General features: G+C 51.9%; 18 protein-coding genes. 12 read left to right on the top strand and 6 right to left on the bottom strand.

Annotated elements, in window-relative coordinates; genetic code table 11:
- Window positions 1-24: 24 nt before the first annotated feature.
- Entirely contained in the window at window positions 25-891 is an 867-nt protein-coding gene (locus ACGYLY_RS19500) for a universal stress protein (protein ID WP_395284861.1), read from the bottom strand.
- A 227-nt stretch (window positions 892-1,118) separates the two neighbouring features.
- Here ACGYLY_RS19500 and ACGYLY_RS19495 point away from each other — a divergent pair, with 227 nt between their 5' ends.
- Window positions 1,119-1,763, top strand: coding sequence for a sodium:calcium antiporter (locus tag ACGYLY_RS19495; RefSeq protein ID WP_395284862.1), 645 nt, complete (start codon window positions 1,119-1,121; stop codon window positions 1,761-1,763).
- Here ACGYLY_RS19495 and ACGYLY_RS19490 read toward each other — a convergent pair.
- Entirely contained in the window at window positions 1,726-2,403 is a 678-nt protein-coding gene (locus tag ACGYLY_RS19490) for an IS6 family transposase (protein WP_395284633.1), read from the bottom strand. The genes ACGYLY_RS19495 and ACGYLY_RS19490 overlap by 38 nt on opposite strands.
- Window positions 2,404-2,771: 368 nt before the next feature.
- Here ACGYLY_RS19490 and ACGYLY_RS19485 point away from each other — a divergent pair, with 368 nt between their 5' ends.
- The 5 genes from ACGYLY_RS19485 to ACGYLY_RS19465 are packed head-to-tail and all read left to right on the top strand — an operon-like array spanning window position 2,772 to window position 5,222.
- Entirely contained in the window at window positions 2,772-3,110 is a 339-nt protein-coding gene (locus tag ACGYLY_RS19485; protein WP_395284863.1) for an ArsR/SmtB family transcription factor, read from the top strand.
- A complete protein-coding gene (locus ACGYLY_RS19480) occupies window positions 3,107-3,610 on the top strand; it encodes an SRPBCC family protein (RefSeq protein WP_395284864.1) in 504 nt (167 codons plus the stop codon). The genes ACGYLY_RS19485 and ACGYLY_RS19480 overlap by 4 nt, the downstream gene beginning before the upstream one ends.
- 1 nt (window position 3,611) lies before the next feature.
- Window positions 3,612-4,076 carry an SRPBCC domain-containing protein gene (locus ACGYLY_RS19475; protein WP_395284865.1) on the top strand — a complete coding sequence of 155 codons (465 nt, stop codon included), beginning with the start codon at window positions 3,612-3,614 and terminating at the stop codon, window positions 4,074-4,076.
- Window positions 4,073-4,576, top strand: coding sequence for an SRPBCC family protein (locus tag ACGYLY_RS19470; protein ID WP_395284866.1), 504 nt, complete (start codon window positions 4,073-4,075; stop codon window positions 4,574-4,576). Before ACGYLY_RS19475 ends, ACGYLY_RS19470 begins: the two co-directional genes overlap by 4 nt.
- A 1-nt stretch (window position 4,577) precedes the next feature.
- Entirely contained in the window at window positions 4,578-5,222 is a 645-nt protein-coding gene (locus ACGYLY_RS19465) for a dihydrofolate reductase family protein (protein WP_395284867.1), read from the top strand.
- A gap of 291 nt (window positions 5,223-5,513) precedes the next feature.
- Here the strand turns inward: ACGYLY_RS19465 and ACGYLY_RS19460 are convergent, their stop codons facing one another.
- The 4 genes from ACGYLY_RS19460 to ACGYLY_RS19445 form a co-directional block, all read right to left on the bottom strand.
- Window positions 5,514-5,729, bottom strand: coding sequence for a hypothetical protein (locus ACGYLY_RS19460; protein WP_395284868.1), 216 nt, complete (start codon window positions 5,727-5,729; stop codon window positions 5,514-5,516).
- Between the two features lie 86 nt (window positions 5,730-5,815).
- Window positions 5,816-6,145 (bottom strand): aminopeptidase, encoded by a 330-nt coding sequence (locus ACGYLY_RS19455; RefSeq protein ID WP_395291277.1) that lies wholly within the window; start codon window positions 6,143-6,145, stop codon window positions 5,816-5,818.
- 101 nt (window positions 6,146-6,246) lie between these two features.
- Window positions 6,247-7,113, bottom strand: coding sequence for a winged helix-turn-helix domain-containing protein (locus ACGYLY_RS19450; RefSeq protein WP_395284869.1), 867 nt, complete (start codon window positions 7,111-7,113; stop codon window positions 6,247-6,249).
- 196 nt (window positions 7,114-7,309) lie between these two features.
- Window positions 7,310-7,993, bottom strand: a complete 684-nt coding sequence (locus ACGYLY_RS19445) for a helix-turn-helix domain-containing protein (RefSeq protein WP_395284870.1) — start codon at window positions 7,991-7,993, stop codon at window positions 7,310-7,312.
- Window positions 7,994-8,401: 408 nt separating this feature from the next.
- On the opposite strand from ACGYLY_RS19445, the gene ACGYLY_RS19440 reads away from it, so the two are divergent.
- The 6 genes from ACGYLY_RS19440 (at window position 8,402) to ACGYLY_RS19415 (ending at window position 13,180) form a co-directional block, all read left to right on the top strand.
- Window positions 8,402-9,445, top strand: coding sequence for an ATP-binding cassette domain-containing protein (locus ACGYLY_RS19440; protein ID WP_395284871.1), 1,044 nt, complete (start codon window positions 8,402-8,404; stop codon window positions 9,443-9,445).
- Window positions 9,442-10,344 carry an ABC transporter permease gene (locus ACGYLY_RS19435; RefSeq protein ID WP_395284872.1) on the top strand — a complete coding sequence of 301 codons (903 nt, stop codon included), beginning with the start codon at window positions 9,442-9,444 and terminating at the stop codon, window positions 10,342-10,344. Before ACGYLY_RS19440 ends, ACGYLY_RS19435 begins: the two co-directional genes overlap by 4 nt.
- Before the next feature lie 524 nt (window positions 10,345-10,868).
- A complete protein-coding gene (locus ACGYLY_RS19430) occupies window positions 10,869-11,306 on the top strand; it encodes an NUDIX hydrolase (RefSeq protein WP_395284873.1) in 438 nt (145 codons plus the stop codon).
- 277 nt (window positions 11,307-11,583) lie between these two features.
- A complete protein-coding gene (locus tag ACGYLY_RS19425; RefSeq protein ID WP_395284874.1) occupies window positions 11,584-12,207 on the top strand; it encodes a helix-turn-helix domain-containing protein in 624 nt (207 codons plus the stop codon).
- A 65-nt stretch (window positions 12,208-12,272) separates the two neighbouring features.
- Window positions 12,273-12,599 (top strand): hypothetical protein, encoded by a 327-nt coding sequence (locus tag ACGYLY_RS19420; protein WP_395284875.1) that lies wholly within the window; start codon window positions 12,273-12,275, stop codon window positions 12,597-12,599.
- A 74-nt stretch (window positions 12,600-12,673) separates the two neighbouring features.
- Window positions 12,674-13,180, top strand: coding sequence for a class I SAM-dependent methyltransferase (locus ACGYLY_RS19415; RefSeq protein WP_395284876.1), 507 nt, complete (start codon window positions 12,674-12,676; stop codon window positions 13,178-13,180).
- Window positions 13,181-13,231: the final 51 nt, after the last annotated feature.

The raw sequence follows: 13,231 nt of genomic DNA, 5'->3' as shown, positions 1-13,231 counted from the left end.
GAGTCCTCTGCATCAATGGGTAGCTCATTCGCGACCGAGGTCACGAACAGTCAGCACAGGCATCGGTGCGCGCCGAACCACTTTTTCAGCGACACTACCCATTACAAATCGGTCGATTCCGGTTCGACCATGCGTCCCAATCACGATACAGCCGATATCGTGATTGTCCGCATACGAGAGGATTTGTTCTGCTGGTCGGCCATGGAGGAGTTCATCGGTAGAATCGACGCCGACAATTTTCATCCGGGAGGCAGCATCGTAACATGCTTGCTCCCCTTGCATCTCCATGAGATCTACTAACGACCCCGCACGGGCAATACGTGAATCAATGACGTACAAGATGTGAACGATCGCATCGAAATCAGACGCTAGTCGCGTACATGTCTCGATAGCACGTTGTGACCCTTGTGTCCCATCGACTGGTAAGAGAATCGATCGATAGTCTACAGAAACTTGGTCTTTCGATGCTCGAACCGTCAGAACAGGGACTCGAGAGAGACGTGTTATTTTCCGGGCAGTACTCCCAAGGAAGTACGATTTGGGATTATCTCGTTCGCCGGTCCCCATAGCGATACATTCGATATCATGAGCGTCCGTATAGTCCAATATCGCTTGGAACGGGATTCCTCTTTTGACCGTTTTCTTCACGTCCAATCCCTTATCGTGGGCTTGAACAGCAATATTCCCAGTTGCTTCTTTGCCCTCTGCCTCTAGTTTGCTTACCAACGGCTCGAGACTCTCTTCTGCACGTTCTCCTCCAACTGGTGGAATATCGACAACGTAGAGTGCGTGAACTGTCGCGTCGCGATTTGCAGCGATCCGAAGCCCGTGTTCGATTGCTGGCTTGGTTGCTTCGTTTCCATCCGTCGGTATCAGTATCGAACGGGACATCACCCTCACCGGATACGAAGTCATCCGCGTACGACTTCAATCGATGTCTCAGTGTGACGAAGAAGCCGAAATACGGTAACTGCCTTCATGGATGAATTTTCACGAGTGTGCAGTGGATACCAACGAGAGGGATTATATCTCTCACAGAGACCCCCAGCGGACCATCTAAGTATCTCCGAAAGTTAGTCAAGATGGTTTACGTTGCAACTCAAACCGGGAAGCTTCAAATGAGCAACGGAGCAACAGTCCTGCTCGTGATCCCCTCATCTTCATTGGAACACGTGTTGCTCCTTGCTGTATCATTCTTGTTCCTCTTAGCAGGTGCTGAGGTATTCACTAATTCGGTCGAGTGGCTTGGCTATCGCCTTGGTGTAAGCGAGAGTGCCACAGGGAGTATACTTGCTGCAGTCGGCACTGCACTGCCAGAAACCGTGATCCCACTCATCGCTATTTTCGGCAGTACCAGCGGCAGTACTGAGGCTACAGAAGGCATCGGGATTGGCGCGATTCTTGGTGCCCCATTTATGTTGGCGACCATCGCGATGTTCCTCGTGGGCTCAAGTGTCCTTTACTTTAGTAAGCGTCGTACATCTGGCCGAGAGATGCATTTCAGTCCAGAATCAACTCGTCGAGACTTGTCATGCTTTCTTGTTGGATTTACGCTAGCATTCCTTGCTGCGCTGACCGACGATCGCACAACGACACTTGGGATCGGTGTTCTACTCATGGTATTGTATATCTTCTATCTGTATCGGTCGCTTCAAAGCGGTGGATTACCTGGTGAAAGCGAATTAGATGACCTTTTCTTTGGCAGTATGGCTGAGAAGGCACTGTCTAGTTTAGCTCCTCCTCGACAGGCGTTCGGTTGTTGAGCGATTGATGCGGTCGCTGATGGTTATAGTAATGCACAAACTGTTCAAGCCACTGCTGGACGCTTGGCCGACTGCCCACCCACGACGTATGGAAGCGGTCGACGCGCTGTTTGAGCGTGTGAAACCACTTTTCGATCAGGTTTCGCTCCGTGTAGTCGAGCCGACCGCTCAACCCAATTCGAAAGAGGGCAGTCCGATACCCGTAGCCATCAACGAGAAACACGGTGCCCGAGAGATCGTGTTTCTCGGCCAATCCAGACAGAAACGCAGCCGCCGAATCAGTGCCATGCCGATCAAACACTTCGATACCAAGCAGCAGCTTTGTTTCGGTGTCTATTGCAGCGTACACCCAAGACCATTCACCGTTAATTTTGACAGCGGTTTCGTCCACCGCGACCCGCGTCGGCGTCGCCGACGGCGGGTCGGAGACGCTGTCAGCCAGCCGATGTACCCACTGAAAAATCGCTTGATGTGACCGTTTAACGTCGAACAGTGCTAAAATTGCTTTTGTCTCCCTGAGTGAACAACCAGTCGCATGGAGACGGACGGCGAACGCCCTGACGGGCGTCGCCGTCCGTTCGTTCTCCCAAGTTTCTTCTAAATCCGCGTCTAAGCCTTCTTCGAGCAGGTTTGCGAGCATCTCTAGGCAAGTTACTCAACAACCTGCTCATTCCTCAAGCTGGCTTAACTAGACAGTGCCAAACGCGCCAAAATACCAGTAAACAGACTACTTTTCCCCGATTGTTCGGAGCTGCCGAATCCGATCGCTGGAATCACCGCCAGTTGGCAGGCTAAATATGTACCACGAAATACACAGTGATCGACTCGAGGGTCCCTGAGGGACTACTATTGTTTACGATTTTAGGCGTCAGAAGATACGCTCCATACTGTATAAAAAGATCGTAATTCCGTTTATTTTTGTGGAGAGCTGCTCTCTCCGCCTGAATCGTCGAAGGCATTTTGTTTAACCTATAGGTTTAATATAGAGAACACTGTATATTCAACCGGATGGTTGAACAACAGTCGAACGACCTAGATCTCGATGCGATCTTCAAGGCACTAGCCCATCCGATCCGCCGAGAGATCCTCGAACAACTCGCCGATAGCCCCGAAAGCGTCGGTGAATTGGCCGAACCACACGATGTCTCACTGGCGGCAGTCTCCAAGCACTTGCATGTGTTGGAAGGTGCGGGTTTGCTTGATATCGAGAAGGACGGCCGGGTTCGACGATGTCACCTTGATGCCGCGCCGCTGAGTGAAGCCTTCGGATGGCTGACCCGGTATCGCGTACTTTGGGAGGATCGTTTCGACGCACTGTCCGACCATCTGGAGCAAGAAGACCGATGACAGACAATATTGATAACAGGAACAAATCGATGGACGAAACCACTACGAATGAAGACCGAAGTATCACCGTTAATCGAGTGATCGAAGCTTCACCAGAGAGGGTCTATGAAGCCTTTGTCGATCCGGACGAACTCGCCACGTGGCTCCCGCCAGAGGGCTTCTCCGCCGAGGTTCACGAGTTCGACGCCACGGAGGGCGGCACCTTCCGCATGTCGTTCACTGCCGACATCGAGGAATTGGAGCCATACGCCCACACATTCCACGGAACGTACGAGGAGTTGTCCCCTGGCGAGCGGCTCGTCTACACCGAAGAATTCGAGTCCGACGACCCGGGAATGGGCGGCGAGATGACGACCACGGTCACCTTCGAGAAGGTCTCCGACGGGACCGAAGTCACTGCTCACCAAGCAGGAATCCCCAAAAACATCCCGCCCAAGGACGCCAACGAAGGATGGAACGATTCGCTTGGGAACCTTGCGGAACTGGTCGAGGGGGCGTAAGATGATCGAAACCAACGAGACGAGTCTGACGATTCGGCGAACGTTCGACGCCGCACGCGAGCGTGTCTGGACAGCACTGACCAACCCGGAAGAGGTTGACCAGTGGTGGGGTCCGAACGAGTTCACTACCACGACGGACGAAATGGATGTACAACCTGGCGGAGTCTGGCGATTTCTGATGACCGGCGCCGACGGCCAGGAGTACCCGAACCAGATTGTCTACAACGAGATCGCGGAACCGGAGCGCCTGGCTTACACTCACGGCTCGCCCGACGATCCTGAGCAGTTCCGAGTGACGATCACCCTCAACGATGTCGGGGACACCGAGACCGAGCTCGCCATGGAGATGCGCTTCTCATCAGCGGTAGATCTTGACGAAGCCCTTGAGCATGGGGCGGACGAAGGCGCTAGACAGACCCTAGACCGGCTTGCCAACCACCTAGCGAATAATCGAGAGGGACAATGACTGATAACGAACTCGACGACCAACCGATCGAAGAAGAGACTACCGAACTGAGAATCACGCGGACGATCGACGCTCCGCGAGCGCGCATCTGGAATGCGTGGACTGATCCAGAGCAAGTGGCGAAGTGGTGGGGCCCGAACGGGTTCACCAACACGGTCCACGAGATGAACGTGCGGCCGGGCGGCGTCTGGCGGTTCGTCATGCACAGCCCCGACGGTGCAGATATTCATAACGAGTTCGTCTACGACAAGATCGTAGAAACCGAGCGTCTGGTCTACACTCACCCCCCTAACGAAGCGAATAACTTTCTGCGGTTTCAGGTGACAGTGACTTTCGACGAGAGAGTCGACGGCGGGACGGATCTGACGTTCCGGATGGATTTCGATTCCGCTTCAGATCGTAAGACATTGGAAAAATTCGACGGCGTCGAAGCGGCGAAACAGACCCTGGACTGTCTCGCAGGGTTCCTGGCGAACGACGGAATCGGGGGTTCGAAGTAGCATGAGCGCCGTTTTCGTAGACATGTCAATGTCGCTTGATGGGTTCACCGCTGGGCCAAACGACAATCGGGAGAATCCTCTGGGCGAGGGGGGCGAGCGACTCCACGAGTGGGTGTTCGATCTGGCAAGCTGGCGCGAGCAGCAGGGACTCGACGGTGGGAAGACCACCCCGGACGACGAAATCGTGGCCGAGTCCATCGAGCGCATCGGTGCCCACGTGATGGGCCGACGGATGTTCGACAACGATGATGGGCCGTGGGGAGACGAACCTTTCGAGGGTTACTGGGGCGAGACCCCACCCTTTCACGGCCCAGTGTTCGTCCTCACGCACCACCCTCGCGAACCGCTCGAGATGGATGGCGGGACGACGTTCCACTTCGTCACGGACGGGATCGAACCGACCTTGGAGCAGGCCGAGGCGGCGGCTGGCGACCGAGACGTTCGGATCGCGGGCGGTGCAGATGTCGTCTGCCAATACATAGAGGCAGGACTGATTGACGAGATACAGCTTCAGCTCGTGCCCGTGCTACTCGGCGACGGCATTCGGCTGTTCGAGCACCTCGACGACGGGCCGATCGAACTGGAACGAACGAGGGTGGTGGAATCACCCGATATGACGCACCTTCGATTTCGAGTCAAAAACTGACACGGCGAGCGAATAGGAAGTAAGTCCACCGACGACCATCAAGACAAATCATCCATCTTCAGCGTCTCACGAATGAGGAGGCAAATAAGCTTTGAGCGGAAGTATAGCGTGATGGGAAATTGCTGATGACAACCGATTCATTCCCATTCAGCGATCAGTACGGCGGAATCAAGGACGTCTATGGCATCTCTTAGCATCTGATCTTCACCGACGATGCCTTGGATCAGACCATCATCCCTCCGTTAATATTAGTCGGTGATCGATGTGCTCCGGTCGAGGAGGCCACATTTTCTACATGTCGAGTAAGATCAGTTTGTGCTTTCCCGTCCGGTTCACCGAGATCATCCCATCGATACTCATCCGCAGATCATTTGTCTCGCCACTTCGAATTCGAATTTCGCTTGCAGGATCAAGGCGTTCGACAAGCTGTTGTTGGTATTTACGTTGAGTTTTCCATTCCTTGTTGATCGCCTGATCCACGAAAACCTCGTAGGCCTCGGTACTCATCTCCGCGGCTTGGGCGTTGCCCGGCGCAGGGAATTATGTGCCAACCCATTGCTTCTCCGTCATTATTTCCTGAAGAGGGTTCAGGGTTATTCTATAGGCAGCATTCTTTTCAATGTCCATATTACTGGATTATAAGTATTCAATTCACCGCTGACGACAATGATGCCATCGGCCTCCTCAAAGCAAGCTATTTTGTGATCAGGAACCTCGAAATCCACGAGATTACATGAGTTGATAAAGGCCTGTCGAGCGCGAGTGCTGTGCATGCTAATCATCGGGTTCGCACCCCGTTTACCGATTTGTTCGTGAAGGGCAACAATGAGGTCTTCAGCGATTAGTGGTGCCTGAATTAGAACATTATCGCCAGTTTCGATATTTACTGAATGATCAACAAGTACCTCGGCATGTTTCTGGATACGTGGATCCAGACCGAAAATAGCAGGTTATCTCGCCAAAAATGTTAGTAGGATGATATTTCTGCCATTGAACCAGCTGAAGCGAGCTTCTGCTTCTACTATTAGATAACCGAGACGAACAAATTCTCGTCAAGCTCAACTTCGAGACGATTACCATTGATTGAGCTGCTGAACTGAATCCGCCATGGATCGAGCGAAAGGATTGTCGTCTCTTCTTCATGAAGCCACTCTAGTTGCCACAATGGTATTTCATCAAGGTTGATGTCATGATCGTAGTGAAACGCAACGACGATGGGTTGATAGAGGAGATATGCGCCGACTGAATTTACAGACCTGTTCGTACACCGCTCACAAGCGTGTTCGATACCGACCTCGTGCTCATCTAAATACTCGGAATTATCGATTATCGAACCACGTATCCGACCAGAACAATTGAGACAGTATTCTCCTTGCAACGCTGAAAGATATAATCGAATCCACGTATCAAATGCCCCCTCGAGCTCAGCATTGGTGCGGTTCTCGAACGCCCCTGGCGGAAAGCCAAATGTTGATTTCTGGTCATCACAGGTCGTACATCGGATCGAAACGAGTTCAGATTTATATTCGGCTATCAACCCCGATCCACAGGTGGTGCAAGTCGAGTCAAGATCGATAACGCGAGAGTTATTTCGCTGATCGAATGTCCCAGAAAAAATTGCTCCAATCACCTGATCGCCAGCGTAGGTCAGCTTATACTTTCTCTGATCAGTTTGGTGAATGAAACTGCCGGTTAGCTTCTTAAGATGGTAGTTGAACTGGCCACTATCAGCGACGTCAACTTGGTTTCGAAGTTCGGAGAACGACAGTGACTTATCAGATATTTCACCGAGTGCTTGGATAATGTCTATTCGGGTCTCATTGCCGAGCAGTGCGAATGCATGCTCCGGTGAAACACTCGGCGCATCATCTTGCTCAGTCGTCCTAGTCATGCTGGGTATCGCTTTTCGAGGGAGATAAACTGTTCTGATACCGAGTGTCTTAGAAAGCATAACACACGAGGATATAGGGTAGGGAGACTATATTCAGAAGCACTCTTTTCCTGCAAGAGAAGACGTACATTCATCAGTATTTGACAGCCATGGGTGATTTCGTCACGTTCCCCATGATAAAAGCACTTATCTACATTCAGACAACCACGGACTGGATAATCTTCGCTTCTGCTCGCCGGAGGTGTTCTCCGATTGTCCCTTGCGACAGCTCGAGCTCGGCCGCCAAGTCCTGTTGCGTTGCACGCCGCGGGATGTCGTAATATCCCGCCACGATCGCTGCCCGCACGATCTCTTTTTGACGGTCGGTGAGCTGCGCCGCCGGGTCAGCCATATCTGGCAAATACTCTCCTGCCCGTTCAAGACGCACCTCCATTTTGTCAGGGACGCTAGCAATCATCTGCTGAAGGGCTGCATCCTCACCGAAAAGGGTGACTTGCACCCCGTCGGCAGTATCTCTCACCGGCCAGTCGATACTGATCACTTCGGTATCGATCAGTTCGTAAAGGGTTCTTTCAACCTCGTCAGGCTCGTAGTGCATATACGCTAGCCACGTCTCACCACCCGTCACGGTGCACGAGATAATCTCTGAATCTTCGTCTTCGATCGTGGCGAGCCGATCAGCATCACCTCGAAATTGCACGATCGCAACGGCGGTCCCATCATCGAGCAGATTGACGTAGTGTGTCGCTTCTTGGGTCGCGATGAGCGTATCATCAATCCAGATCTCTCTTGGATCAGTACCATCATCCAGCATCTGCTGGTGGCCTCTCGATCGAAGGTATTCATCGGTTGGGCCGAAGACAACGGTTATGTATCTCATTATAGTCGATTTTTACGTACTCTGTCGTACTATTCGTTCTCTCCCGAATCGTGCTCTAGATGAGGAATTGACCATCTCATACAAGAGGCTGAGAGCACGGAGGCTATAAAGACTCCATTTATAATCGGGGTAACGCCCGAGGACAAACGGCGTCTCTATCTACGTGATGCAAAGGCTGCAAAAGCAAGAAATTAACACAGAATGCACTGACGCTCCGAATGGAGTCACTCTGCGACCAAACGACGATTCGGCTGTGATCGGCAGCGGTTCGGCCGAATTGCGCGAGGGCGAAGAGTACCGGATAACCAATCTATTGTCGTGGAAAACGACTCGGGCAAACTTCCTCACTGTCCGTTTGAACGAGATCCAAGACTCGGTTCCGGAAGAAGCAATAGAGGGAATGTGACCATGTCCACCCGACTAACCGAGACACAGAAGGCTTCTTCAAATGCGATCACAGTGAGAAACGTCGAACTTACGTACTCGGACGGTACCCGAGCGGTACGCGGTATTGACCTTGACATCCCTCAGGGTGAGTTTTTCGGGTTCCTCGGGCCGAACGGCGCCGGGAAGACCACCGCGATCAAGACGTTCGTGACGCTGCTACAGCCTACTTCCGGGTCGGTAATGGTAAACGGATTCGACGTCGTTGACGAAGCACGTGCAGTCCGCTCATCCATCGGCTACATGGCCCAAGAGACGAGCGTAGACGGAGAACTTACCGCCCGCGAGAACATTCGCTTTGCCTGCGAGACATATGGCGTCCCCCGGAGCGAGCGTGCCAAGCGGATTGATGAGCTATTAACCCTTGTCGACCTTGCGGATGTGGCCGACAAGCAGGCCCAAGAGTTCTCCGGTGGGATGAAAAAGCGCCTTGACGTGGCGACCGCCCTGGTTCACGAGCCACCGCTCGTCTTTCTCGATGAACCGACGACGGGGCTTGATCCCAGGGCGCGCAATCGCCTTTGGGAGTACTTCCGGGAGATCAATCAACAGGGAACGACAGTGTTTCTGACGACCCAGTATCTAGAGGAGGCCGACGAACTTTGCGACCGCCTGTCGGTTATTCAGGATGGCAAACTCGTCGCTACTGATTCGCCAGACGCGCTCAAATCACAGGTCGGCGGCGACATCCTCGAAATCACGCTTGAGGATCCGGCTGATGAGCAGCGAACGCAGGCCCGAGAAGTTGCCCGCAAGTCGGGACTGTTCGAGGGAAATACGATCGAATCCACCGACAAAGGCATCGCTATCGCGTCCGAACACGCGCGTCGGGCAGGTACTGACCTCCTGGTTGCGCTACGGGAAGCGGGCTTCACTGTGACGGGGTTCGACGTTCACTCGCCAACACTTGACGACGTCTTTCTCGCCATCACCGGCGAGACAACGAGCGATGAGACACCGAACGAAGAACAGCCAGACGATCCCGTCCAATCGGAGGTGAAACGATGAATACAACTGAAACTGAGAGGGCGGTCGAGCAGAGGGCGACTAACAACAGCTTCCCTGTCGATGTGTGGGCCACGCTCAAGCGCTGGCTGCGGAAAACCCGTCGGAATCCGTTTGTGATATTCGGTGCGTTGATGACACCCATTATCTTGCTCGTGTTGTTCTCTCAGCTGTTCGGGCAGATTACCGGAGACGCTCTCGGGAGAGCGATCGGCACGGATGTCTCCTATGTCACCTACCTCACGCCAGCTGTCATCATCCTGATGGCCATGGAGGCAGCGGGCAACTCTGGAATAGGTCTGGTCGATGACATGGAAAGCGGCATGTTCGAGAAAATACTGGCCTCACCGACCCATCGTGGAGCGATCTTCCTCGGGAAAGCTCTCTCGGATATGGTACTGATGATCGTCCAGACGGTGATGACGCTCGGGCTCGGATACGTGGTGTTATGGATCGATTCCGGTGGGTCGGTCGGGACGTACATCCAGACGGGCTTTGTCGGCGTGATCGGGATCATCGCCATCATCCTCGTGTTTTCACTAATGTTTACGGCGTTTTCGAACATCGTCGCGCTCGTGACACAGGACTCAGAATCGACCACCGTCTTGGTGAATCTGCTGCCGTATCCCCTAGTGTTCATGTCGAGTGCCTTCTTGCCGCTCAGCGTCCTGCCGGAGTGGATGCAGGTCGTGGCGACGGTTAATCCGATCACGTACGGCGTCGATGCCGCCCGGGCACTGATGCTCGGCCAGGACGTCCTCACGGTGATAGACGTGACGGCATTCTCCGGCATCTGGAACACCATCGTGCCAGCGGTGGTGGTGCTCGGTGTGCTTGACCTCATGCTCGGTGGAATCGCCGTTGTCTTGTTGCGCCGTGTGGCGAGTTCACGAGTCGGCTGATTTACCAAATCGAGGTGGCATTGGGATCATTGCATTTCGCTTCAGCGACTATCGTATTGAGGTTGCCAATGATGGTGAAATCGCCATTTACGCAGAGGTATCTGAGTAGGGAGTAGTGAGCGACCGGAGAGCCGTTCCGTATGGGCGACCTCAGTATATCAAATTCAGTAGAGCGGACGCCTGGATCTCGATGTGGTCCCAGACAGGCTACTTCCACTTACAGATTCAAACATCAGAAAATAGATTTATGCTGTGACCAAAACCTCTCACCTACTATAGTTATCGAATCATATCGGAATAGAGCATGACCAGCTGTAGTTCGAATTCGACTAGGCTCAGTTTTCTTATACGAGAAATCACATGATATCATCGTTTCCGCGCACATTACTACTTAAGTGTCTGCACTCGTTCACCGAAAGCTCATTATTTCCCCAAGTTCAACCGAAGCATGTCTACAAATGACCCATTGAATTCACATTCCTCCGTCGGTAGAGATGTGACCTGATGTTATACTAAGTATTATGATGGAAGAATATAGCTATGTTGTGAATGTAGATGGCGTCGTCATTCAAAACGACAAATATCTACTCATTGAACGCGGATCAAACGAAGCGCATGCAAGCGGTCTGTTAACCTTTCCAGGTGGTAAAGTAGAACAACAGCCCGGTGGCGAAGACACGATTGAAACGACAGCCACTCGCGAACTGTACGAGGAAGTTGGTATCGAAATCGGAGATGTTGAATACGTTTTCAGTACAACGTTTGAGACTGATAATGGGACGCCTTGTATCAATGTCGTCACATTGTGTGAACTGGTGGCTGGGGAAGCGTATCCTCGCGCTTCCGATGAAGTTGCGGCAGTTCACTGGTTTTCTAGCAGGGAGATTAAAGAGTGTAGTGAAGTGCCGACATTTATCGAGCAGTTCATAGAACGGATCGAAACGTATTGTAGTAAGAACTGACCTCAATAATCATCTCCCCAACGAATTCAGACGAGCTACCATTTGCACTACCAAATGAATAAAGACAATAGAACTAACGTTAGTGTATCTTGATGCCATCGCAGATATTCGGTTCGAATGGATAGTAAATAACTGCCCTCTTCCCCCATGGATCTCAATTTGATAAGAAAATCAGACAATGGTAAACCATACGAACAAACGACGAAATCAACATAGAGATGACTCCGAAAATGATCACCAATCTCAGAAGACAAGATATGCGACTGTCCTGTTAAAGTTGGATAACGAGGATGCTCCTTCTGATACGGTCACCTTAGACAGACCAGTTGAAATACGGAAACAGCTACATCACTTCAATTTGATCGACGACGGGACGATTGTTATGCTCTATCACTTCCGAGGAAACCTCGAACGGGTTAGCACAGCACTCACTGCAGCACCAAACGTGCTCAACTATGATCTCGTTGATCATAGAGACTGTGGAGGGTTTGCGTATATACACTGTGAACTCACTGATCCGGTCAAGTCGATTATTTCCACGCTGCATCAATTCGAGGTCGTCCTCAAGATGCCCTTAGAGTTCACGAACGAGCAAACAATCAGGACAACGTTAGTTGGTGAGGAATCCGCGGTGGGGGACGCACTGCAAGCTATCTCCGAAATCGTTGATATATACCTCGAAAAGACTGGAGAATATCGACCGGACATACCGGATCTCAGAGGTACACTGACGAATCGACAACACGAGATACTAACAATCGCGGTTCGACAGGGATACTATCAGGTTCCGAGACAAGCCACGATCGAAGATATCGCAGCAGCGATAGATCTTAGCCGAGCGACTGTTGGTGAACATCTTCAAAAGATCGAGGCGAACGTGTTCTCGCAAATTGTTCAATGAAGGTTACAAGTGATATCGAACCATCAAGGCTCGATATTGGGAAAGTATCGAGATAGATTGTTCGAATGTCCAAGCTACCCGGCATTAAGAACCCGCCGAATATCTCTGGCAGCGATTCTATTGAACTACGCTCCATCCGGGCGGATATGCAGTTCACTGTGGAAAAGACGGTCCTTGCACTCACCATTGTCTACGGTACATACGTCGGAGTTTACATTGCGAGTCCGGCACCAATATATGCGACGACGATCAACGCCATTCTATTCCTTATTTTCGGGACCGTAGTGTGGTATATCAGGGTCCAGTTCGGTGTTCATAGAAAAAGTCATCAAGAGACAGCCTACGAAGGACAAGCGAATCAATCACAGACAAAATTAGGCTCATCTGAATGAATCCGATACGCATGCTCTTGCGTCGCATGTTCGGACAGCCACGTGGAATAGCTGGGCGCATCGGCGGACGGTTAATGATGGGAAAAGATAAGCGTGCGATGGCTGAGTGGGCTCTCTCGGAAATGGCTGTTGAGTCGACTGACCGTGTCTTGGAAGTTGGCTTCGGTCCAGGTCTTGGTATAGAGGTTGCGTCGGCTGCGACGCCGGACGGATTCGTCGCTGGTATTGATTACTCACATGAAATGGTTGAGATGGCACGGAAACGGAATGCTGTAGCCGTTGACGCTGGTCACGTCGATCTTCGATATGGTTCCGCTGACGAGATTCCCTCCGAAGATGCAGTATTTGATAAGATTTTCTCTATCAACTCGATGCAAGTGTGGCCCGATGCTGCTGCCGGTCTCAGAGAGATGCGTCGTGTGTTGAAACTCGGCGGCCGAATTGCTATCGCATTCACACCGATTGCCGGTCAATCTCAGGATGAACTACGGCCACTTCTTGAAATGGTCGGGTTTGATGATATTCGAGTTGAGGAACGAGAGATAGGCGTCTGTGCTATCGCGGAGAAAATGTCAAAATGAGATGGCGGGTGGTGAGTATACATCGTTCAATCACTTCTGTCAGCATCTGTT

This window comes from Haladaptatus sp. CMAA 1909, assembly GCF_043952005.1.
Classification (GTDB): domain Archaea; phylum Halobacteriota; class Halobacteria; order Halobacteriales; family Haladaptataceae; genus Haladaptatus.
Note: the sequence above shows the minus strand (reverse complement) of the source record. Positions and strands in the feature narration are given on the sequence as shown.